The sequence below is a fragment of the Mesorhizobium temperatum genome (assembly GCF_002284575.1).
In the GTDB taxonomy this organism is placed as follows: Bacteria; Pseudomonadota; Alphaproteobacteria; order Rhizobiales; family Rhizobiaceae; genus Mesorhizobium; species Mesorhizobium temperatum.
The window spans coordinates 21132-43817 of the sequence record NZ_NPKJ01000027.1 but is presented as its reverse complement, the minus strand read 5'-3'; the positions used below and the strand labels follow the sequence as shown (position 1 = coordinate 43817).

Annotated in this window: 20 protein-coding genes; 15 read left to right on the top strand and 5 right to left on the bottom strand. The window is 62.6% G+C overall.

Going from position 1 to position 22686, the window contains the following annotated elements; all coding sequences use genetic code 11:
* Positions 1–4: 4 nt before the first annotated feature.
* The 9 genes from CIT26_RS08095 (at position 5) to nuoG (ending at position 10177) form a co-directional block, all read left to right on the top strand.
* A complete protein-coding gene (locus tag CIT26_RS08095; RefSeq protein WP_095492100.1) occupies positions 5–1480 on the top strand; it encodes an NADH-quinone oxidoreductase subunit M in 1476 nt (491 codons plus the stop codon).
* Complete coding sequence (locus tag CIT26_RS08090) at positions 1477–2916, top strand: NADH-quinone oxidoreductase subunit N (RefSeq protein WP_095492099.1); 1440 nt, start codon at positions 1477–1479, stop codon at positions 2914–2916. Before CIT26_RS08095 ends, CIT26_RS08090 begins: the two co-directional genes overlap by 4 nt.
* A gap of 153 nt (positions 2917–3069) precedes the next feature.
* A complete protein-coding gene (locus CIT26_RS08085) occupies positions 3070–3435 on the top strand; it encodes an NADH-quinone oxidoreductase subunit A (RefSeq protein WP_095492098.1) in 366 nt (121 codons plus the stop codon).
* Positions 3423–3926 (top strand): NuoB/complex I 20 kDa subunit family protein, encoded by a 504-nt coding sequence (locus CIT26_RS08080; RefSeq protein ID WP_095492097.1) that lies wholly within the window; start codon positions 3423–3425, stop codon positions 3924–3926. Before CIT26_RS08085 ends, CIT26_RS08080 begins: the two co-directional genes overlap by 13 nt.
* Positions 3923–4480, top strand: coding sequence for an NADH-quinone oxidoreductase subunit C (locus CIT26_RS08075; protein WP_095492096.1), 558 nt, complete (start codon positions 3923–3925; stop codon positions 4478–4480). The genes CIT26_RS08080 and CIT26_RS08075 overlap by 4 nt, the downstream gene beginning before the upstream one ends.
* Positions 4481–4486: 6 nt before the next feature.
* On the top strand, positions 4487–5701 hold the full coding sequence (gene nuoD / locus CIT26_RS08070) for an NADH dehydrogenase (quinone) subunit D (protein ID WP_095492095.1): 1215 nt from the start codon (positions 4487–4489) through the stop codon (positions 5699–5701).
* Between the two features lie 18 nt (positions 5702–5719).
* Complete coding sequence (locus tag CIT26_RS08065) at positions 5720–6232, top strand: NADH-quinone oxidoreductase subunit NuoE (protein ID WP_095492116.1); 513 nt, start codon at positions 5720–5722, stop codon at positions 6230–6232.
* A gap of 5 nt (positions 6233–6237) precedes the next feature.
* The gene (gene nuoF / locus CIT26_RS08060) at positions 6238–7503 is read left to right on the top strand and encodes an NADH-quinone oxidoreductase subunit NuoF (protein ID WP_095492094.1); all 1266 of its coding nucleotides are present in this window, start codon (positions 6238–6240) and stop codon (positions 7501–7503) included.
* A 31-nt stretch (positions 7504–7534) separates the two neighbouring features.
* Positions 7535–10177: an NADH-quinone oxidoreductase subunit NuoG gene (gene nuoG / locus CIT26_RS08055; RefSeq protein WP_095492093.1), complete on the top strand. Its 2643-nt coding sequence runs from the start codon at positions 7535–7537 to the stop codon at positions 10175–10177.
* Here nuoG and CIT26_RS08050 read toward each other — a convergent pair.
* The 4 genes from CIT26_RS08050 to CIT26_RS38230 form a co-directional block, all read right to left on the bottom strand.
* The gene (locus CIT26_RS08050) at positions 10171–10611 is read right to left on the bottom strand and encodes a CBS domain-containing protein (protein ID WP_023800391.1); all 441 of its coding nucleotides are present in this window, start codon (positions 10609–10611) and stop codon (positions 10171–10173) included. The genes nuoG and CIT26_RS08050 overlap by 7 nt on opposite strands.
* A gap of 39 nt (positions 10612–10650) precedes the next feature.
* Complete coding sequence (locus CIT26_RS08045; protein WP_095492092.1) at positions 10651–11217, bottom strand: NADH-quinone oxidoreductase subunit I; 567 nt, start codon at positions 11215–11217, stop codon at positions 10651–10653.
* A gap of 23 nt (positions 11218–11240) precedes the next feature.
* Entirely contained in the window at positions 11241–12227 is a 987-nt protein-coding gene (nuoH, locus tag CIT26_RS08040; protein ID WP_095492091.1) for an NADH-quinone oxidoreductase subunit NuoH, read from the bottom strand.
* Positions 12228–12653: 426 nt separating this feature from the next.
* Entirely contained in the window at positions 12654–12782 is a 129-nt protein-coding gene (locus CIT26_RS38230) for a hypothetical protein (RefSeq protein ID WP_280951100.1), read from the bottom strand.
* A 103-nt stretch (positions 12783–12885) separates the two neighbouring features.
* On the opposite strand from CIT26_RS38230, the gene CIT26_RS08030 reads away from it, so the two are divergent.
* Together CIT26_RS08030 and CIT26_RS08025 are read left to right on the top strand one after the other, a co-directional pair.
* Complete coding sequence (locus tag CIT26_RS08030; protein ID WP_095492089.1) at positions 12886–13779, top strand: LysR family transcriptional regulator; 894 nt, start codon at positions 12886–12888, stop codon at positions 13777–13779.
* 458 nt (positions 13780–14237) lie between these two features.
* Positions 14238–15197: a DMT family transporter gene (locus CIT26_RS08025; protein ID WP_095492088.1), complete on the top strand. Its 960-nt coding sequence runs from the start codon at positions 14238–14240 to the stop codon at positions 15195–15197.
* A gap of 138 nt (positions 15198–15335) precedes the next feature.
* Here the strand turns inward: CIT26_RS08025 and selD are convergent, their stop codons facing one another.
* The gene (gene selD, locus CIT26_RS08020; RefSeq protein ID WP_095492087.1) at positions 15336–16409 is read right to left on the bottom strand and encodes a selenide, water dikinase SelD; all 1074 of its coding nucleotides are present in this window, start codon (positions 16407–16409) and stop codon (positions 15336–15338) included.
* Between the two features lie 475 nt (positions 16410–16884).
* Here selD and fdnG point away from each other — a divergent pair, with 475 nt between their 5' ends.
* From fdnG to fdhE, 4 genes are all read left to right on the top strand, one after another.
* Positions 16885–19971 (top strand): formate dehydrogenase-N subunit alpha, encoded by a 3087-nt coding sequence (fdnG, locus tag CIT26_RS08015; protein WP_095492086.1) that lies wholly within the window; start codon positions 16885–16887, stop codon positions 19969–19971.
* Between the two features lie 10 nt (positions 19972–19981).
* Entirely contained in the window at positions 19982–20932 is a 951-nt protein-coding gene (fdxH, locus tag CIT26_RS08010; RefSeq protein ID WP_095492085.1) for a formate dehydrogenase subunit beta, read from the top strand.
* On the top strand, positions 20919–21614 hold the full coding sequence (locus CIT26_RS08005; protein ID WP_095492084.1) for a formate dehydrogenase subunit gamma: 696 nt from the start codon (positions 20919–20921) through the stop codon (positions 21612–21614). The genes fdxH and CIT26_RS08005 overlap by 14 nt, the downstream gene beginning before the upstream one ends.
* A 147-nt stretch (positions 21615–21761) precedes the next feature.
* Positions 21762–22679: a formate dehydrogenase accessory protein FdhE gene (gene fdhE, locus CIT26_RS08000; RefSeq protein ID WP_095492083.1), complete on the top strand. Its 918-nt coding sequence runs from the start codon at positions 21762–21764 to the stop codon at positions 22677–22679.
* Positions 22680–22686 lie beyond the last annotated feature (7 nt).

Sequence of the window (22686 nt, the reverse complement as noted above, 5' to 3'; positions counted from 1 at the left end):
TGCGATGGTGTTCCCGCTGCTTAGCCTCATCGTGTTCATGCCCGCCGCCGGGGCAGCGGTTGTGATGTTTCTCCGCAACGACGATGCGGTGCGGTGGACGGCGCTGGGCGTCACCGTCCTCGACTTTGCTCTCTGCATCGTGATGCTGGCCGGCTTTGACACCACTACCCACGAGATGCAGTTCACCGAGACGCGCCCGTGGGTGCCCGCGCTCGGAATCACTTACGCGCTTGGCATCGACGGAATCAGCGCGCTCTTTGTATTCCTGACTGCGCTATTGGGCTGGATCTGCGTGCTCGCCTCGTGGGTCGCGATCGACCGCAAGGTGAAGGAGTTCATGGTCAGCCTGCTGGCCATGCAGGCGCTGATGCTGGGGGTTTTCTGCGCGCTCGACCTGTTCCTGTTCTACGTCTTCTGGGAGGCGATGCTGATCCCGATGTACGTGATCATCGGCGTCTGGGGCGGCGACGGCCGGGTCTATGCGGCGTTCAAATTCTTCCTCTACACGCTGGCGGGCAGCCTTCTGTTCCTGATCGGGGTCATCGTGCTCTATCTCCACGGCGGCGAGACCTTCGACATCCTCGCCCTGACGGCGCAGGATTTGCCGTTCCGGGTTCAGTCCTGGCTGTTCTTTGCTTTCCTGATCGCTTTCGCAGTCAAGGTGCCGATGGTCCCGGTCCATACATGGCTGCCGGACGCCCATGTGCAAGCGCCGACGGCGGGCAGCATCATCCTCGCCGGAGTGCTCCTGAAGATGGGCGCCTACGGGTTCCTGCGGTTCTCGCTGCCGATGCTGCCGGAGGCGTCGGTGCATTATTCGACGCTGATGCTGGCCCTTTCGGCGCTTGCGATCGTCTATGGCGGGTTGCTTGCCTTGGCGCAGGATGATCTCAAGAAGCTGGTGGCCTATTCCAGCATCAGCCACATGGGCTTCGTGACGCTGGGGATTTTCACGTTGAACCTCCGCGGGCTCGAGGGCGGCATCCTGCAAATGTTCAATCATGGCGTAACGACGGGCGCGTTGTTCCTGTTCGTCGGCCTGATCTACGAGCGGACCCATACCCGCAGCATCGCGGATTATGGCGGGCTGATGAAGGCGGCGCCGGTCTATACCGGGTTTCTTGCGCTGTTCACCCTGTCGTCGATGGCGCTGCCGGGAACGAATTCGTTCGTGGGCGAGTTGCTGGTGCTGTCAGGCGCGTTTGCGGCCAATCTGGCTGTCGGCGCCGCCGCCGTTCTGGGGGCTCTGCTGGGCGCGGCCTACCTGCTTGGCATGTATAGGAAAGTCGCGCTCGGTCCGGCCAGCGTCGACTTGCGGTTCAAGATACGCGACGTGAACGCCCGCGAACTGGTGGCGATCGTGCCACTGGCCGTCTTCGTGCTGTGGGTCGGGCTTTATCCGAAACCCTTTCTCGACATCATCGACGCTTCGATGAGGCATCTGCTGGCGCAGGTGCACGGTGACGGGGGCGCTCAATGACCGCCGCCGCGCTTTTCCAGTCGATCCTCGCGAGCCTGCCCGAGATCGTGGTGGTCGCTGGGGCCTGCATATTGCTGATCCTGGGACAGCTTGTGCGGAAGGGGCAGGGACATTTCCTTGTCTGGGCTTCCGTCGCGGTCGTGTTGATAGCCGGCTTGGCGACACTCATGCTGGCGGGAGAGGTGCGGCCGGCCTACACGGGCATGTTCATCGCCGACCCCTTCGCGGTCTTCTTCAAGGTCCTGTTCTACTTAGCCACCGTTCTGACATTCCTCCTTTCGCGAAAATATACAGAGATCGAAAAGATCGGGAGCAGCGAATACTATGTCCTGCTGCTCTTCGCGCTTTCGGGAATGATGATCTTGGCCTCGGCGACCGACCTCCTGTCGATCTATGTGGGCCTCGAACTGATGGCGCTCTCCACCTATGTGCTGACCGGCTTCCTGCGGCAGCAGCGGCGGTCGAACGAAGCGTCGCTGAAATACGTGATCCTTGGCGGGGTCTCGACCGGGATTTTCCTTTACGGCGTTTCGCTGGTCTACGGGCTCACCGGCACGACGCAGCTGGACGGGATGGCTGCGGCGGTGACCGGCGATCCGCTCGATCCCGGATTGCTGCTGGCGGTGGTCTTCATCGTCGCGGGACTGGTCTTCAAGGTCGGCGCGGTGCCGTTCCATATGTGGGTGCCGGACGTCTATGAAGGCGCCCCGACGACGATCACCGCCTTCATGTCAGTAGGCCCCAAGGCGGCGGCGTTCGCGGTGATCCTGCGGGTGTTCCTCAACCCGCTTGTCGCAGCCTCGGACGCCTGGATCATCGTCGCGGTCATTGCTGTGGTGACGATGGCGCTCGGCAGTTTCGTGGCGCTGGTCCAAGACAATTTCAAGCGCCTCTTGGCCTATTCCAGCATTGCCCATGCAGGGTTCGCCATGTTCGGCGTGGTGGCCGGCGGTGCGGACGGGATTGCCAGCGTAATGCTCTACCTGCTGATCTATGCGTTCATGAACCTCGGCATCTTCGGCACCGTCATCATGATGCGGAACGGCGATTTCTCAGGCGAGGTCATCGAGGAGTACGCGGGTTTCGCCAAGTCGCATCCCGGGCTGGCGCTTCTGATGCTGCTCTATCTGTTCTCGCTGGCCGGCATTCCGCCGACGGCCGGGTTCTTCGCCAAGTTCTACGTGCTGGTTGCGCTCATCGAGCGGGGTTTCGTCATACTGGCGGTGATTGCAGTGCTGTTGAGCGCCGTCGCCGCCTATTTCTATATCCGCATAGTTATGGTGATCTACATGCGCGAGCCGGAGCGCGCGTTCGACCTGGCGCTGTCGCCCTCGGTCCGCGCCACACTCGCCTTGACCGCCGCCGGCACCATCGGCATCGGACTATTTCCGGCGTGGTTTCTGAGGCTTGCCCAGAGTTCCGTGTTCGGCGGTTGACCACGATTGGATTTGCAATGAACCGGCCAACGGAATACTCTTGGAGCGTACGAAAGGATGCCCTAGTCGCTGCACGAGGGCCGCACCGCCGGCCAGAAGATTGGTCGGTCGCAGCTTGAGCAAGCCCTCGGTGGGTGACCGGGGCAGCGCGACATGACTGGAATGGAATTCCTGCCGGTTCTCTTCATGGTCGCCGGAATTGTCCTGGTGGCCGTGGCGACGCTGTTCGTCTCCTCGCTCCTGCGCCCGTCCAACCCCTATCCCGCGAAGAACATGCCCTATGAGTGCGGTATGGACCCGGCCGGCGAGGCCGCCGGGGGCCGCTTCAGGGTGCAGTTCTTCATCCTCGCGATCCTGCTGGTCGTCTTCGATGTCGAGGCGATGTTCCTCTTTCCCTGGGCTGTCGTCCTGAAAGAGATCGGACTGGTCGGCTATGTCGAGATGTTTGTCTTCATGTTGCTGCTTCTTGTGGGCTTCGCCTACGCCTGGCTGAAGGGGGCGTTAGGATGGGAGGAGTAAACAACGCAATCCGCGACAGCGTGCTGTTCACCACGGCCGACAGCGTGATCAGCTGGAGCCGAAGGTCGGCGCTTTGGCCCGAGACCTTCGGCATCGCCTGCTGCGCCATCGAGATGATCTCGGCGGGTTGTGCGCGCTACGATCTCGACCGGTTCGGCGTGGTGTTCCGGCCTTCGCCGCGCCAGTCCGACGTGATGATCATCGCCGGCACCGTGACGCGGAAATTCGCGCCAGTCGTGCGCCGGCTCTATGACCAGATGCCGGAGCCGCGCTGGGTCATCGCGATGGGGACCTGCGCGATCTCGGGCGGGGTCTACAACACTTACGCCGTGGTGCAGGGGGCGGAGACTTTCGTGCCGGTGGACGTGCATGTGCCCGGCTGCCCGCCGCGGCCCGAGGCACTGATGCATGGCATCCTTCTGCTCCAAGAGAAGATCAAGAGGTCCCGCGCGCTGGCCGGGACGCCTCTGGATCGGGTTGCAGCCTCATGAGCGTGGAGACGTCCCTCATCCGCACCCTGATCGCGGAACGTTTCGGGGGGGAAATCGAGGAGCTTGGCTTCTCGCATGGGGTTCACGCTTTCGCCTCACCGCCTGACATGATCATCGAGCTTTGCCAATTCCTGAAGGGCCATCCGGCGCTGCGGTTCGATTTCCTGTCCGACATCTGCGGGGTCGACCATTATCCCGAAACGCTGCGCTACGAGGCGGTGTACCACCTCTATTCGCTGCCGAACAAATGGCGCGTTCGGATCAAATGCCGCCTCGGCGATCCGCCGCGGGTCCCGTCGGTGACGGGGGTGTGGCGGACCGCCAACTGGCACGAGCGCGAGGCCTGGGACATGTACGGGATCAGGTTCAACGGCCATCCCGACCTGCGCCGAATCTACATGTGGGAAGGATTCGAGGGTTTCCCGCAGCGCAAGGACTTTCCGCTTCGCGGCTACAAGGATACGCTGAACCCGTTTGGCGCGGAAGGCCCGCCGCCGACGCAGCCCGACCTTGCCACCAGGGACATACCGCAGGGAGAACGCCGGGAACGGTGACTTGAGATGACTGAAGTCACGGAATTGACGAGGCCAGAGGGCGAAGCGCTCCAGACCAAGGAGGTGCTTCTCAACCTCGGCCCGCAGCATCCCAGCACGCATGGGGTGCTGCGGCTCGTCCTTGAGCTGGACGGCGAGTATGTCGCGCGCGTGGACCCGCACATCGGCTACCTCCACCGCGGCACCGAAAAGCTGGCCGAGAGCTTCACTTACACCCAGATTTTTCCACTAACCGACCGGCTCGACTACCTCTGCCCGCCCTCGAACAACCTCGCTTTTGCGCTAGCGGTGGAGAAGCTCCTGGGCATCGAAGCGCCGATCCGCGCGCAATATATCCGCGTGCTGATGGCCGAACTCGCGCGGATCTCTGGTCACCTCCTGATCACCGGCGCGTTGCCGATGGACCTGGGCGCCATGACCGCGTTGGTTTACGCCATGCGCGAGCGCGAAATGATCATGGACCTGTTGGAGATGATCAGCGGGGCGCGGATGCACACGTCCTTCTGCCGGGTCGGGGGTGTGCGCGAGGACCTGCCCGACGGGTTCTTCCCCAAGATCAGGGAGTTCTGCGACATCTTCCCGAACCGGATCCGCGACTATGAACGGCTGGTCGAGAACAACCGGGTGTTCCTGAAGCGCACGCAGGGGATCGGCGTGATCTCAGCCGAGGACGGCATCGACCTTGGCCTGAGTGGCCCGAACCTGCGGGCCTCGGGCGTCGACTGGGACATCCGCCGCGACGAGCCTTACGAGATTTACGACCGGCTCGACTTCAACGTCATCACCCGCGACGAGGGCGATTGCTACGCGCGCTGGCGATGCCGGGTCGAGGAGATGCGCGAGAGCGTCCGGATCATCGAACAATGCCTCGACCAGATGCCCGAGGGGCCGTTCCAGATCGATATGCCGACAATCGCTTTCCCGGTGAACAAGGACAAAGTGCACTGCTCGATGGAGGCGCTGATCCAGCATTTCGACCTATCGGCCTATGGCTTCAAGGTGCCGAAGGGCGAGGTCTATTCGGCGATCGAGGCGCCAAAGGGCGAGCTCGGGTTTTATATCATCAGCGATGGGTCGCAAAAACCGTTCCGGATGAAAGTGCGGGCACCGTCGTTCGTCAACCTTCAGGGACTGTTCGGGGTCGGCAATGCCCGCTACCTGGCGGACATGATCGCCGTGCTCGGCAGCCTCGACCCGGTGATGGCCGAGGTGGACAAGTAGCAGGGGATTTTGGACGCGATGAACATGCGCGAACAGATCGAGGCGGCGGCGGCGCGGTATCCCGACCAGCGCTCGGCGATCATGCCCGCGCTTCTGATCGCGCAAAAGGAACATGGCCATCTGCCCGGCCCGGTGTTGGAAGAGGTCGCCGACATCCTCGGTGTCGAGCGGGTCTGGGTCTACGAATTGGCGACCTTCTACACCCTCTTCCATACCGAGCCGGTGGGTCTGTTCCACTTGCAACTCTGCGACAACCTATCCTGTATGCTGCGCCGATCCGAGGACCTGCTGAGGCATCTGGAGACTGTGCTGGGGATCGAAAAGGGCGGCACGACCCCGGACGGGCTGTTCACGCTTTCGACCGTCGAATGCCTCGGCGCTTGCGAGATGGCCCCGGTGATGCAGGTCGGCGACGACTATCACGGCGACCTCGACATTGCGCGGATCGACGCGCTCGTGGACAGGCTGCGCGCGGCGGCAGGGCAAGCGACTGGCGCCGAACTCGCCGCCGCAGGACCGCCGGGTGAATAGCCGCCATGTTCGAACCGGTCCTTCTCAGAAACATGGACGTGCCGGATGGCCATCTGCTTTCGAGCTATGAGGCCGGCGGCGGCTACCAGGCGCTGGCGAAGGCGCTGCGCCAGTACACGCCCGACGAGATCATCGACCTCGTCAAGCAATCGAACCTGCGCGGTCGCGGCGGAGCCGGATTCCCGACCGGGTTGAAATGGAGCTTCGTGCCGAAACGGGCCGACAAGCCGAAATACCTGTGCTGCAACGCCGATGAGGGCGAGCCGGGCACGTTCAAGGACCGGATCATCATGGAGCGTGATCCGCACCAGCTGATCGAGGGCATGGCGATCAGCGCTTACGCGATCGGGGCGGACACCGCCTATCTCTACATCCGCGGGGAGTACGTGCTGGCGATCCGGCGGCTGGAGCAGGCGATCGCCGAGGCCCATGCGAAGGGTTATCTGGGAACACGGATTCTGGGCTTGGATTTCAATTTCGTCGTGCACATCCATTGCGGCGCCGGCGCCTATATCTGCGGCGAGGAGACGGCGATGCTCGACTCGCTCGAAGGCAAGCGGGCGCAGCCCCGTCTGAAACCGCCATTTCCGGCGGTCGCGGGGCTCTACGCCAGCCCGACCGTGATCAACAATGTCGAGACGCTGGTCTGCGTGCCGCATATTGTGGCGCGGGGGCCGGACTGGTTTCGCGGCATCGGCCCTGACAAGAGCCCCGGTCCGAAGCTTTATTGCCTCAGCGGGCACGTGCGGCAACCGGGCCTTTACGAACTGCCGATGGGCATATCGCTGCGTGAACTGGTCGAGGACCGCGCCGGCGGGCCGCCACCGGGGCGCAGGATCAAGGCGGTGATCCCCGGCGGGGTCTCGGCGCCGCTGATCCCGGAGCGCGGGCTGGACGTCGGGATGGACTTCGACTCGCTGGCTGCGGCCGGCTCGATGCTTGGCTCGGCCGGGGTGATCGTGATCGACGACTCGACCTGCATGGTCAAGGTCGCCACCCGGATCATCGAGTTCTTCCATCACGAGTCCTGCGGCAAATGCACGCCTTGCCGCGAAGGGCTGAACTGGGTGGTGAAAGTGCTGCGCCGGGTCGAGGCGGGACAGGGCGCGCCGGACGATTTGGAACAGCTGGAGGCGCTCTGCAAGGGCATTTTCGGCAACACGTTCTGCGCTCTTGGCGACGGCGCGGCTATGGGGCTGCGGGCGGCACTGGCGCATTTCGAGCATGAGTTCGTCGCCCATATCGAGGAGCGGAGGTGCTCGTTTCACTAAGGAGCGCGCAGGGAGAAGGCCGCAAGAAGTCATGGTTAGCGTCACGATCGATGAACAAACGCTGGAAGTGGAGGCAGGCTCTACGGTGCTGCAGGCCGCCGAGCGTTTGGGCATCGAAATCCCGACCTTCTGCTATCTGAAGCGGCTGCCGGCGCTGGCCTCCTGCCGCATGTGCCTGGTGGAGATCGAAGGGCAGCGGCGGCTGCAACCTTCCTGTGCCACCGCGGTCACCGACGGCATGGTGGTGCGGACGAACACGCCGCTGATCGACGAAACGCGCTCTTCCATGCTCGACATGCTGCTTGCCAACCACCCCCTCGACTGCCCGATCTGTGACAAGGGCGGCGAGTGCGAGCTTCAGGACATGGTGATGGCATACGGGCCCCGGGAAAGCCGGTTCCGCGATGCCAAACGTGTGTTCCACTCCGAGGACATCCGTCTCAGCCCGGTCATCATCATGAACGTCAACCGCTGCATCCAGTGCCAGCGCTGCGTCCGGATGTGCGAGGACGTGGTCGGCGCGGTCGCCTTGGGCACCATCGAAAAAGGCATGGACACCGCCGTCACCGGCTTCGAGGGCAGTCTCGCGAGTTGCGACCAGTGCGGCAATTGCGTCGAGGTCTGCCCGGTTGGCGCACTGATGAGCTTCCCCTATCGCTACAAGGCGCGGCCCTGGGATCTGGTCGAGACCGACACGGTCTGCCCGCATTGCGGCACCGGCTGCCAGCTCACCGTCGGCGCGCGCAAGGGCGAGTTCATGCGGGTCCGCTCGAAGTGGGAGCATGGCGTCAATCGCGAAACGCTCTGCGTTCGGGGGCGCTTCGGCCTCGACTTCGTCGGGAGCCGGGACCGGATCAAGCGGCCGATGATCCGTCGTGACGGCGCACTGGTTCCGGTTTCCTGGGACGAAGCCGGGGACTACCTGCGCCGGCGCCTGTCGGCCGTCGAGAGCAAGGCTGCGGGCGGGCTGGCCTCGCCGCGCCTGCCCAACGAGGTGCTGTACCAGTTCCAGAAGTTGATGCGGACGGTATTCCGGACCAACAACATCGACTGCTCGTCGCGCTGGTCCACGCCCTTCGATACGCTCGGCCCGTTCGTGGCGGGCTTCCACAGCCGCGCGCCGCTGGAAGAGGTGATCGGCAACGACTGCGTGCTTGTCGTCGGTGGCAATGTCACAGACGAGAACCCGGTCACCGAATACCTGCTGCGAGACAGCGCCCGGCGGCGGCAGACCAGGTTGCTCATGCTCTCGGCGCGGCCATCCCGGCTGGACGCCGATGCCCGAGCGGTCGTTCGTGTTGCTCCGGGCGCTGAGGCTGCGGCCCTTGCCGCAGTGGTGGCCGGTCTCGTGGCGGCGGCCGGCCAAGCCTTGCCGAGCGAGGTTCTTGCGGGCGTCGGCGCGGCAACCGGCTGGGCAGCAGCGACCACCGGCAGCGACGGGCCGGGCCGTCTAGCCGCTGCGCTGCTGGACGGCGGGAGCGTCGCTGTGCTTGTCAGCGCCGACCTCCTGAGGCTTTCCGAAGCGCGCGCAACGCTGCAGCAGCTCACCAACCTGTTGCGGGTTCTCCGCGTGCTCGGCAAGGGCCCAGCGATGCAGTTCCTCTTCGACCGAGCCAACCAGCTGGGCGCCTGGGACATGGGGGTTCTGCCGGCGGCCCTGCCGGGGCTGCGCCCGGTCAATGATGATGCGGCGCGCACAGTTCTCATACGGGCGTGGGGCGCCGAAATTCCACCTGAGCCGGGCGCGGATCTCGACGCCATGCTGGCGCTTTGTAACGAGGGGCGGGTAGGCGCGCTTTATATCGCCGGAAGCGACCCCCTGATGGCCTATCCCGACCGGGGATTCGTGAAGCGGGCGCTTGATGCGGCCGATCTCCTGATCGTGCAGGACACCTTCCTCACGGATACCGTGGGTCTGGCCGATGTCGTCCTGCCTGCGGCGGGTTATGGCGAGGAATCCGGCACCTTCACCAACAACGAGGGCCGGATCCAGGCGGTCCGCAAGTTCCGCGAACCCGCCTTCGAGGCGCGGGGCAATCTGGCGATCTTGGACTTCGTCGCAGCGCTCCGCAACCAGGCATTGCAACCGTCGATACAAGGCGAAATCTTCGGCGAGATTGCCCAGCTGGTTCCGGCCTACCAAGGGCTGACGCCGGACGGGCTTGGCGCCGACGGAGCATTCACCACGGCGGACCCGACGCCGCCGGCTGGCGAGTTCTTCGCCCCCCCGCCTACCCCGAATGCGGCCGACCGGCTCATGTTGGTCACCGGCAACTGCCTGTTCCACAATGGATATCTTTCCGAACGCTCGGAGATCCTGAATACGGTCGCGGATGACCCATATGTCGAGATGAGCGCGTGGGACGCCGCGCAGCTTGGCCTTTCGGATCGCGATCAGGTGATCGTACGATCCACCCAGGGCGAACTGAGGGCGCAGCTCAAGGTCAATAGGCATTTTCCCCGGGGCCTCGTGTTCGTACCGGAAAACTATAGAGACCTGCGTCTCAACAGCCTTATGCGGCGGGGCGAATACCCTTGTCCGGTGGAGGTTCAAAAGGCGCACGCTGCCTTCGCCACCGGAGTCGAGGCGCGCCCTGAAAGTCGCGGCCGAGGCATTGCCGAGCTTCCGGGCAGGTCACCCGAATCGGCTCCCTCTGGTTTGCATCCTCAGTGATAAGGGGTCCCGGCAATGTAATCGCTCAACGCTTGCTCGGTACGGAGCAATTCGTCGAGCCGGTGCTTGACCACGTCGCCGATGCTCACCACGCCGACAGAAGCGTCGCCATCCATGACCAACACATGGCGCGTGCGTCGGTCGGTCATGAGCGACATCACAAAGGGCAGCAAATCCTGTGTCGAACAGGTCACCACACTGCGGTTCATGATGTCGGCGACCCGCATTGTGGGCGCCTCGATTCCGTATTCAGCCACCGCATAGCAACAGTCCCGCTCCGACAGCGTGCCCAGGCATTCCCCGGGCGAACGGCTGACGACCACGAATCCGATGTTGTTGTCCCGAAACAGCCGCAGGACTTCTACGACCGTCTGATCTGGTGTAACCGAGATGAGCTCGGGAGATTTGGTCTTCAAGATTTGGCGGACAAGCATCTGAGCCTCCTGTGCTCCGGCTTGACGGCTGCCGCGCGTTCACGTTCGGCGGATATTCCGCCACCAGTTGTATCCCTGCGGCTCGCTCGTCTCGACCAGGACGTCCTGTTCGGTGTTCAGGCGCGCGGCGACCACGCCGCCGCCGGTCGTCGCCTTGCCCGGTTTGCCGAGCAGGTCGTCACGTCCGACCACCAGGTCACGCGAGGAAAAACTCGAGAATTCGTACTGCTGGCCAAGCGCGATCGCGTCCGCCGGGCAAGCATCCTCGCACAGCCCGCAGAACAGGCAGCGGGCCATGTCTATCTCGAATTTTGCCGGGCGCCGGTTGCCCTTCTCGTCCTCGTAGGGGACGACTTCGATGCAGTCGCAGGGACAAATCCGCGCGCAGAGTTCGCAGGCCACACATTTGATTTCGCCCTCTTCGTCGCGCTTCAGGAAATGGTGCCCGCGGTAACGCGAATAGGGTAACCATTTCTCCTTGTCCGGATACTGCATGGTCACGGATCTGGAGAACATGTAGCCGAAAGTCAGCGCCAGAGCGTCCGCCAGATCGGCGAAGAATGCCCAGCCGATCCATGCTCCACTTATGTGCAGTGCGCGCGACATCGCCGCCTCGCTTGGAGTGGCCCTCAAAGGAAAGCAACACCTGTTATCATTATGTTCGCCAGTGACAGTGGAAGCAAGACTTTCCACCCGATCGCCATCAGTTGGTCGTATCGATAGCGCGGGAAGGTGAAGCGGAACCACATAAACACATAGAGAAAGAACGCGACCTTGAGCGCGAACCAGAGGAGCGGCGGCAACGGAATCAGCACGCCGTTCCAGCCGCCGAAGAACAGGATGACCGACAGGACCGACACCAGCAGCATGACGGCGTATTCGCTGACCATGAAGAACGCAAAGCGGATGCCGCTGTATTCGGTATGGAACCCGGCCCCCAGATCGCCTTCCGCCTCCGCCAGGTCGAATGGAATGCGCTGCGCTTCGGCCAGCCCGGCGACGAAGAATACGAAAAACCCGACCGGTTGGTAGACGATGTTCCAGACATCGGCCTGTGCCCGCACGATATCGAGCAGGCTCATGGATTGCGCCAGCATTACCACGCCAATGACTGCGAACCCCATCGGGATCTCGTAGCTGATCATCTGCGCGCAGGTTCTGAGGCTGCCCAGGACCGCGTATTTGCTGTTCGCGGCCCAGCCGCCGAAGATGACGCCATAGACCTCGATCCCGATCACCGCCAAGACGAAAAGGAGCGCCACGTTCATGTTGGAGACGTAGAGCGTGATCTCGGTGCCGAGAACCGAGACGCTTTCGCCAAAGGGGATCGCGACGAACACCACGAAGGGCGGGGCGAGCGCCAGGATCGGCGCCAGTTTGAACAGGAAGCGGTCGGCCTCGGCCGGGATGTGGTCCTCTTTGGTCAAGAGCTTGATTCCATCCGCCACTGGCTGCAGCAAGCCGTGCCACCCCACGCGCATCGGCCCCATCCGCTGCTGCATGTGCCCGGCGATCTTGCGTTCGAGCCACGTCAGCGGCAAGGGCAGCAGCAGCAGGATCGCAATCAGCAACGCGACCTTGAAGGCGATCAGGCCAAGGGCGAAGACAAGTTCCATAATCCGCAGCTACTTGTTCAACGGGTTGAGACTTACGACACTGAGCACTTGCGCTTGTCCGGCTTCGCGGGAACGGCAGTCTGCCGGCGGCGACGCAACTTGTGCAATGGTATCACAGTCTTACCGTTGCTGGCCACGGTGTGTGTCGCTTGGGACCCAAACGGGCTCTGTCGCAAAGCTTTCTTTGCCCCTCTATCGCGTCGCGAGAAGTGGTTAGCTGACGGCGTGGGTCGCCACGCTCTCCGGCGAAGCCGAAATGATCCGCGCGCCACGGCTGGCAGGGGAATGAAGAAATTCGCTCCAAGAGCGATGGTGTCGGCGATGCGGTGTGCTGGCGCACCGAGTGGAAGTGCTACCGCCCGCCGGTTTTGCCGGCGCACGGAGAATGTTGGATTGCAGTTCCCTCCCCTCTACCATTTTAGACGTTTAAGGGCATGATAGGTCTTCCTTGTCGACGAAGATCACGTCCATGACGGGCGGCGCGTCGGCGTGAACCGGCACAGCATATTCGGCGAAGTTGGCGTTCGTGACGCGCCCGTTGCGGTTGTCGATCACCGAACGCCTGATCCGTTTAGGACATTCCACGTCGATCGTGCCCGGGTGCAACTCGTCTCACTAGCTTGTATAATGAGTATCGACTTATCGGCATGAGCCATAAATGCAGCGCGGAAGACATGATATGCTTCTGGCCTTTCTGGCCGTCGCACGGGAAGGCAGCTTTACGCGGGCCGCCGCGCAGCTCGGGATTTCGCAGTCCACACTGAGCCACACGATCCGCGAGCTCGAAGAGCGCCTGGGCCTTCGTCTGCTGACCCGCACGACCCGCAGCGTTTCACCGACAGCGGCCGGCGAGCGCTTGCTTCGCAACATCGGCCCGCATTTCGCGGAGATCGAGGCCGAACTCGATGCATTGAGCGAGTTGCGGGAGAGGCCCGCCGGCACCATTCGGCTCACCGCCAGCGATCACGCATTCAAATCCGTGCTTTGGCCGAAGCTGGCGAAGCTGCTGCCGGACTATCCCGACATCATGGTCGAGGTCTTCATTGACAATGCACTGACGGACATCGCCGCAGAGCGGTTCGACGCCGGCGTGCGGCTCGGAGAGCAGGTTGCAAAGGACATGATCGCCGTACGCGTCGGACCGGATGTCCGCTTCGCCGTCGTTGGTGCGAAGTCTTATTTCGCCGGGCGGCCGCCGCCGACGACGCCGCTGGAACTGACCGGTCACGTTTGCATCAACCAGCGCTTTTCCACCAATGGCGGGCTGTGGGCCTGGGATTTCGAGCGAGACGGTCGCGAACTGAAGGTGCGGGTGGACGGCCAGATCGTCCTGAATGGCACCGTCGGGATTCTCGAAGCCGCGCTGGATGGTTTCGGCCTCGCCTATGTGCCGGAGGACGTGGCGGAGCCTCATCTTAAGAGCGGTCGCCTTATGCGGGTGCTGGATGAGTGGTCGCCGGCTTGGCCAGGATATTACCTCTATTATCCCAGCCGCCGTCAAGCGTCCCCCGCTTTCACTCTGCTCGTCGACGCGCTTCGACACAAAAGCTGAGATATGTCGGTCCATCATCCAGCTTCGAAAGGCTGGTTATAAGGCTCAGGTCGGGCGCTGGGCAGCAGACGTTCAACTGCTCGGACTAAATGTCTGAAAAGCGCCGCGTTGCGGACCAGCCTGTGAATTGAAAAGCCCGCGCCTCCGGGAGAGGTCGCGGGCAACGGTCTGTTGGGATCAGAGGGACTGATCCAGTTTGTAATGTGGGTACCTTCCATGATCAGCGCATCGGTCAAATGGATGACAGCCCGCGCCCGGGGGAGAGGTCGCGGGTTGTGATCGGCGGGAGGATCCGATCTGGCAGCATTTGTCTACGGCTGCAGAAGTCGATCTTTCGTCGTTGGCCTGTGTTCCACACGGAAAACAAAAACCGCCGCACAAGGATTGGTGAAATAGGAGGCGTTGCTGCTCGGCAAGACGCAGCAATCTTGCTAAGATCGGCGGTGGAGGAGACGGACATGCAATCGCTGCCGATAGCCCATCCAAGCGTAGCGAAGGCGACAGCCGGGGTATCGCTTCCTCTCGCCTATTCCACCGCGACGCTCTGCTGGCTCCTGTCCGCCGGCGTCTACATCGCAGCCAAGTGGGTTGCCCCCGAGATGCCGCCTTGGGCGCTCTGCTTCTGGCGGCTGGCGCTCGCCTGCGCGATCCTGCTGCCTATCGTCCATCGCCATCATGGGGCGATGCTCGTGCTGGTCCAATCCCGGGCGATCGAGGTGGTAGCCATCGGCGCAATCGGGCTGACCCTCTGTCAGGGCATGATCTACACGGGCCTCAGTTACACCGACGCGACGACCGCCGGCATCATCATGGCCCTGTCGCCGATCATAACCATGGTGCTTGCCCGCTTCGTGCTCGGCGAGCCCCTCGGCGTCTGGAAGGCGCTTGGTGCGCTGCTCGCTCTGGTCGGGATGGTGGTGATCGTAGCGCGCGGCGACCTTACCGCGCTGATGCGGCTCCAGTTCAATCCCGGCGAGTTGTGGATCGTCGGCAGCGCGTTTTGCTGGGGCCTCTACACTGTGCTGCTGCGTCGCTCCAAATTCGCTATCGAGCTTCTGCCGATGGTGGTCCTGCTGCTAGGAGCCGGCGCGCTGGCCGCACTGCCCCTTTATCTCTGGGAACTGTTTTCCGGGGAGCGTTCGGCGCTGCATGCGAACGGCCTTCTGGCACTCGCCTATGTCGCTGGCCCGGGCGGCGCTCTGATGTATTACCTCTACAACCGCAGCGTCGAGACGCTTGGTGCCGGGCGCGCCAGCATGCTGCTCTATCTGCAGACTGTCTTCGTTGCCGTGCTCGCTTATCTGTTCCTTGGGGAAGGCTTGCACGACTACGACCTCGCCGGCGCTGCCTTTATCGTCGCCGGCCTGCTGCTGGCCACCGCGATCAAGCCGAGGCAGCGCACAGTGCATGTCGCGTAGGGAATATCCGCACAGCCGCACCCGAGACGGCGCTTAGCGATCAAGAGCCGAGGCGCACATCACGCCAGATGACGTTCGACGGTTACAGATTTCATCGCGTCCACACCTCGCCTCGCTAGGCGCGCAGGTTTAACGGCTTCACTGGACCGTTATCGCGGGTGCGCCGGGCTCGACATGGCCGATCACGCAAGCCGACGCGTAACCTTCCGCGACAATCTTTTCGACCAGGACCGCCGCTCTGTCGCGCTTGCAGGCGACGAGCAGCCCGCCCGAAGTCTGTGGATCGGTGAGAAGATGGCGCCGCCACTCCGGCATATCGGCAGGCAGGAGCACCGCATCGCCATAGCTCGCCCAGTTGCGCCGCGAAGCGCCGGTGACAAATCCTTGCTCTGCCAACAGCACCGCTTCGGAAAAGAGCGGAACCTCGCGATCACGAATGACGAGAACACAGCCTGAGCCGCGCGCCATCTCGAGAGCATGTCCGAGCAGTCCGAAACCGGTCACGTCGGTCATCGCATGGACACTCTCATCCTGCGCGAACTCCGATCCGATCCGGTTGAGCAGGGTGGTCGAGGCGATCATCTCGATATAGGCGCTGGGCGGGAGCGCCTGCTTCTTGAAGGCGGCGGAGTAGATGCCGACGCCGAGTGCCTTCGTCAGGATCAAGGCGTCTCCCGGCCTCGCGCCCGAATTGCGCCGGACGTCATCGGGCCGGCATGTACCGATCACGGCAAGACCATAGATCGGCTCCGGCGAGTCGATCGAGTGGCCGCCGGCGACCGGGATTCCGGCGGTGGCGCAAACTGCCCGGCCGCCCTTCAAAATGTCTCGGACCATATGCGTCGGCATCTTGTCGAGCGGCATACCGAGAATGGCCAGCGCCATGATTGGCCGGCCGCCCATCGCATAGACGTCGGAGATCGCGTTGGTCGCGGCGATCCGGCCGAAATCATACGGATCGTCCACCATGGGCATGAAGAAATCGGTGGTAGCGATGACACAGGTGTCCTCGTCAAGCTGCCACACAGCGGCGTCATCTCCGGTCTCGGTGCCGACAAGAAGCTGACGAAAGGGATTGGTCTCGACCTGGTCTGCGAGAAGCTGCTGAAGTACGGACGGCGCCAGCTTGCAACCGCAGCCGCCGCCATGGGCGAGACTGGTCAAGCGAAGCACAGGAACGTCGGCGACTTCAGGAGAGAGGGCGACTGCCATGGCAAGCCTCCTTAGGTTGGCACCGAGCGAGATTCCGAGCCTGCGGAATTGGCCTTGGCCGCACGCTGGCGCTCGTTCGGGAACCGATTTGACGGAACGGAGAGATCAGACGAGGAGACGGTGAGAGCGGTCCGAAGACGCTTGATGAGGAAAAGCGGGACACATGCGCAGCCTCGGAGCGCACGCTTATGCCACCGTCGGCCGTCGTCCGAAAAGCGCCCCGGCACGCGGGAGCCGTTTTCAATACCACGCGACACTGTAAGATTATCCTTGGACAAGCGTCAATCGCACTCTCTCATCCTAAAACATGAGTGAAGCTGTCAAGTATAAGTCGGTATGAAATGCAGAGCAGTCGGACGACCCTGGTACAACACACACTTGGCTTTGTTTGACTTTGTCCTATTTTGGATCAAAATGCCTTCGTACCCTTGGTTCGGGATGCCCTTCGGAGCATCCGCTTCGGGAGGACATTCAAATGAACATCGAACTGTCACGGCGCGCGTTCCTGCAGACGGCAGGCGCGGGTCTCGCCGGTACTACGCTTGGAGCTCTCGGCTTCGGCGATATAGAAGCCGCACATGCTGCGGCGATACGATCCTTCAAGCTCGCCAACACCACCGAGGCACGCAACACCTGCCCATATTGCTCGGTGGCGTGCGGCGTTATCCTCTACTCAAAGGGCGATCTCAGGAAGGGCGAACAGGCCGAGATCACCCATATCGAGGGCGACACCGACCATCCGACCAACCGCGGCACCTTGTGCCCCAAGGGCTCGGCCCTGCTCGGCTTCGTCAAGGCCCCGACCCGCTTGCAACAGCCGATGATCCGCAAGCCCGGGGCGGACAAGTTCGAGCCGACAACGTGGGAAGACGCGATCGACCGCATCGCCCGCCTGATGAAGGACGATCGCGACCAGAACTTCGTCGCAACGAACAATGACGGTGTGACGGTCAACCGATGGATTACCACCGGCTTCCTCGCCGCTTCGGCGACGACCAATGAAACCGCGTTCGAGACCTACAAGGTGGTCCGCAGCACGGGCATGCTGGTGTTCGATAATCAGGCGCGTGTCTGACACGGCCCGACGGTGGCGAGTCTCGCCCCAACATTCGGCCGCGGAGCAATGACGAATTCCTGGACCGACATCAGGAACACCGATCTTGTCGTGATCATGGGCGGCAATGCTGCCGAGGCCCATCCTTGCGGCTTTAAATGGGTCACTGAGGCGAAGGCCAACCGTGGCGCCAAGCTCATTGTCGTCGATCCGCGCTACACGCGCTCGGCTTCGGTGTCGGATCTCTATGCACCAATCCGTCAAGGCACGGACATCGCGTTCCTGCTCGGGCTGATCAACTATTGCATCGAAAACGACAAGGTGCAGCGGGACTATGTGAAGGCGTTCACCAACGCCGGCTATGTCGTCAAGCAGGGCTTCACCTACCAGGACGGCCTGTTTTCCGGCTACGACGAGGCGAAGCGCGACTACGACAAGTCGAGCTGGGACTACGAGATCGGCGCGGACGGTTTCGCCGTCGTCGATGACACGCTGGCAAATCCTCGCTGCGTCTGGAACCTGCTGAAGAACCATGTCGCGGTCTACACGCCGGAGATGGTCGAGCGCATCTGCGGCACGCCGAAGGACAAGTTCCTGAAGGTGGCCGAGATGGTGGCGGAGTGCTCGTCGCCGACCAAGGCGATGACCTCGATGTACGCGCTCGGCTGGACGCAGCACTCGAAGGGCTCGCAGAACATCCGCGCCATGGCGATGCTGCAGCTCATTCTGGGCAATATCGGCGTTCGCGGTGGCGGCATGAACGCGCTGCGCGGCCACTCCAACATCCAGGGGCTGACCGATGTCGGTCTCATGTCCAACTTGCTTCCGGGCTATCTGACGCTGCCCAATGAGAAGGAACCGGACCTCAACGCCTATATGTCGACGCGCGGTTTCAAGCCGCTCAGGCCGAACCAGATGAGCTACTGGCAGAACTACAGGAAGTTCTTCGTCAGTTTCCAGAAGGCCATGTACGGCTCGGCGGCAACCCCGGAAAATGACTTTGCCTACGACTACCTGCCGAAGCTCGACGTGCCCGGCTACGACGTGCTGCGCGCCTTCGATATGATGCACCAGGGCAAGATCAACCTGTATCTTTGCCAAGGCTTCAACGCGCTGCAAGCGTTCCCCAACAAGCAGAAGATCACGGCCTCGCTCTCGAAGCTCAAGCTCCTGGTCGTCATGGACCCGTTGGCTACCGAGACGGCACGCTTCTGGGAAAATCACGGCGCGCACAATGACGTCGATCCGTCGGCGATCCAGACCGAAGTGATCGAGCTGCCGTCGACGTGCTTTGCCGAAGACGACGGCTCTCTTACCAATTCGGGGCGCTGGCTGCAGTGGCACTGGGCCGGCGGCACACCGCCGGGCGAGGCCAAGCGCGACACCTGGATCATGGCGCAGATACATCTTCGCCTGAAGGAACTCTATCGCGGGGAAGGCGGCGCCTTCCCCGATCCGATCCTCAATCTCCATTGGCCCTATGCCGATCCGGGCGATCCGACGGCCGAGGAAATCGCCCAGGAGATCAACGGCCGCGCGCTCGCGAAGGTGACGGACACGGCCGATCCGACCAAAGTGCTTGCCGAGGCCGGAAAACTGTTGCCGGGCTTCGCCGCGCTGCGCGACGACGGCTCCACATCCTGTGGCTGCTGGATCTATTCCGGCTGCTTCAACGAGAAGGGCAACAACATGGCCCGCCGGGACACTGACGATCCCGACGAGACAGGCGCCTATCTGAAATGGGCGTTCTCATGGCCTGCCAATCGCCGCATCCTCTACAACAGGGCGTCGGCCGATTTGAACGGCAAGGCCTGGGATCCCGACCGCAAGGTGATCGAGTGGGACGGGGCGAAATGGTCGGGTTATGACGTCCCGGACATCGCGCCGACAGCGAAGCCCGGCGAGGTCGGCCCGTTCATCATGAATCCGGAAGGCGTGTCGCGCCTCTTCACCCGAGGCATGATGCGGGACGGACCGTTCCCGGCGCATTACGAGCCGTTCGAATCGCCGATCGTCAATCCGGTCGCGCCCAACGTCAGGGGCAACCCGGCAGCGCGGGTATTCGAAGGGGATTTCAGGCAGTTCGCCGAGCCGGCCTCGGCGGAGTTCCCCTATGCGGCGACCTCCTACCGCCTGACCGAGCATTTCCACTTCTGGACCAAGCACGTCGTCGTCAACGCTGTGATGCAGCCGGAGTTCTTTGTGGAGATATCGGAACAGCTAGCGGCCGAAAAAGGTATCGCCAAGGACGGTTGGGTGCGCGTTTGGTCCAAGCGCGGCTCGGTCACGGCGAAGGCGATGGTAACCAAGCGGATCAAGCCGCTGACCTGCGACGGCAAGACCGTCCACATCGTCGGCATTCCACTGCACTGGGGCTTCACCGGGGCGGCAAAGAAGGGATTCGGCCCGAACATGCTGACGCCCTATGTCGGCGACGCCAACATCGAGACGCCCGAATACAAGGCGTTTCTGGTCAATATCGAGCCCGTCTCCGGGCCGGTAGCATAGGGAGGCGGCGATGTTTCCTCCAATTGCCAATCCTTCGGTGACGGACGTGGCGCCCCGCTTCTCGGAGAAGGATCTCGTCCGCCGTTCCGCCTCGACGGTACCCGCGCCGGCCGAGCGGCTGACCGAGGTGGCCAAGCTCATCGACGTCTCGAAATGCATCGGCTGCAAGGCGTGCCAGACAGCCTGCATCGAGTGGAATGACACGCATCCGGAGGTCGGCGTCAACGCCGGTGTATACGAGAATCCGCCCGACCTGACGCCGGACATGTTCACGCTTATGCGCTTCAGCGAGTGGGAGAACCCAGAGACCAACAACCTCGAGTGGCTGATCCGGAAGGATGGCTGCATGCACTGCGAAGATCCGGGCTGCCTCAAGGCCTGTCCGGCGCCCGGTGCGATCGTTCAATATTCCAACGGCATTGTCGATTTCGTCCACGAGAACTGCATCGGCTGCGGCTATTGTATCAAGGGGTGCCCCTTCAACATCCCGCGCATTTCCCGCGTCGACCATACGGCCTACAAATGTACCCTCTGCTCGGACCGCGTCGCCGTCGGCCAGGGTCCAGCCTGCGCCAAGGCCTGTCCGACCCAGGCCATCGTCTTCGGCACAAAGGAAGAGATGAAGCAGCATGCCGAGGGCCGCATTACCGACCTGAAGGCGCGCGGCTATGCCAATGCCGGCCTCTACGATCCGCCTGGTGTCGGCGGAACGCACGTGATGTACGTGCTGCATCACGCCGATCAGCCCGAACTCTATTCCGGCCTGCCGAAGGAGCCGAGGATCAGTCCTCTCGTGGAAGCCTGGAAAGGTATCACCAAATATGCCGGCCTGACCGTGCTTGGGGTCGCGGCCGGCGTCGGCCTGCTCCACCATCTGGTGATGGGACCGAACAGGGTTTCGGACACGGATGAGGAGAATGCCGAACGGCTGGTGCGGAGTGACCGCCATGACAGCGCATGATGTCGAACCTGACAATGCAGTTCATCCGGGCAAGCCCGTCACGGTGGACCGGTATACGGTGGGCGCGCGGATAAATCACTGGATCACGGCGGCGAGCTTGATCCTGCTTGCCCTGTCCGGCCTCGCGCTGTTTCACCCGAGCCTTTTCTTTCTGTCAGGACTGTTCGGTGGTGGCCAGTTCACGCGCTTCATCCATCCGTGGATCGGCGTCGTTCTCTTCTTCAGCTTCTTCGGGCTTTTCATCCGGTTCTGGAAAGCGAATCTGTGGAAGCGCGAAGACGGGACCTGGCTCGCGCGCATCCGCGACGTGCTGGCCAATCACGAGGAGAATGTGCCGGAAGTCGGCAAGTATAATGCCGGCCAGAAATTCGTATTCTGGGCCATGTCGGTCCTGATCGTCATCTTGATATCGAGTGGCCTGGTCATCTGGGATCAGTATTTCTCCGCCTACACGACGGTCGGTCAACAGCGGGTGGCGCTCCTCGTTCATGCCATCGCCGCCGTTGCGATAATCGGCGTTTGGATCATCCATGCCTATTCGGCCCTCTGGGTGCGAGGTACGATTCCCGCCATGATACGCGGTTCGGTGACGGGCGGCTGGGCCTGGCGGCATCATCGCAAATGGTTGCGGGAACTTGTTACGAAACCGGGCGGAAGATCGGGATCGAAGCCCGCCGAATGAGCGGGCACTAATGCATGTCGCCCAAAAGTGCGCAGCGATTTGGGACAACGACATGCATAAAAAAACTCAAGCGCGTCGCCTGAATCCCCTCAGACGCGACGCGCTTAGTCAGCCAACCACGTGGCCCGTGTGGTTCGTGAGGTGAGTATGCCAAAGCAGATCGTTCCGTCGGATATCGATCCCACCGCCATCGGTGAAGTCTCGGCGCCGCCTTACGTCCGTCTGCCTGATCCGACGCGTCTTTTCTTTCGACGCGCGCAGCGGTTGAATGCGCTGGCCGAAATCGATGAACTCGGTCCTTATCTCCGCTTTCTCGCTGCTCTTGCCGATGTCCAGCACGGCATACAGGACGGCCTGTCCGACCCGGATCTGCCGGAAACGGAGGTGCGTGAACGGGCGCATGCTTTCGGAATGCCTCCGCTCGATCGTGACAGGTTCGCCTCCGGGGCGTTCTTCGAGACGCTCGACCGCCTGGTGCTGGCGGCTTCGGCCATCGAGAAGCCTCGGGCCGCGGCAAACGCGCTCGACCGACTGAAGCTGGCCGCGCCTGCAGAGCGCGATGCCATGGTGCGCAACGTGCTCGCCGATGCAATCGCGGCTGACGCATTGGCCGAGCATGTTTATGTCGCGGCGGCGCTGCAGCTTCATTTCGCGCGCCTTGCCGCTTGCCTCGACGCCTCCACGCTGGTCCCGGTAGGTGACGGCGCATGCCCCGTCTGCGGCGGGCCGCCGGTGTCCTCGATGATCGTCGGTTGGCATGGCTCCCACGGGGCAAGGTTCTGTGCATGCTCGCTCTGCGGGACGCTCTGGAATTATGTGCGCATCAAATGCACCCTGTGCGGCTCGACCAAGGGAATAGGCTATGTGGAAGTCGAAGGCGGACCCGGCACTGTAAAGGCCGAGACCTGCGATTCATGCGGCTGCTATGTGAAAATCCTGCATCAGCACAAGGATCCGAACCTCGATCCGGTTGCCGATGACGTGGCGACACTCGGCTTGGACCTGCTCGTCCGCGAGAGCGGCTACCGTCGCGGGTCGTTCAACCCATTCCTTGTCGGATACTGAGGACGCG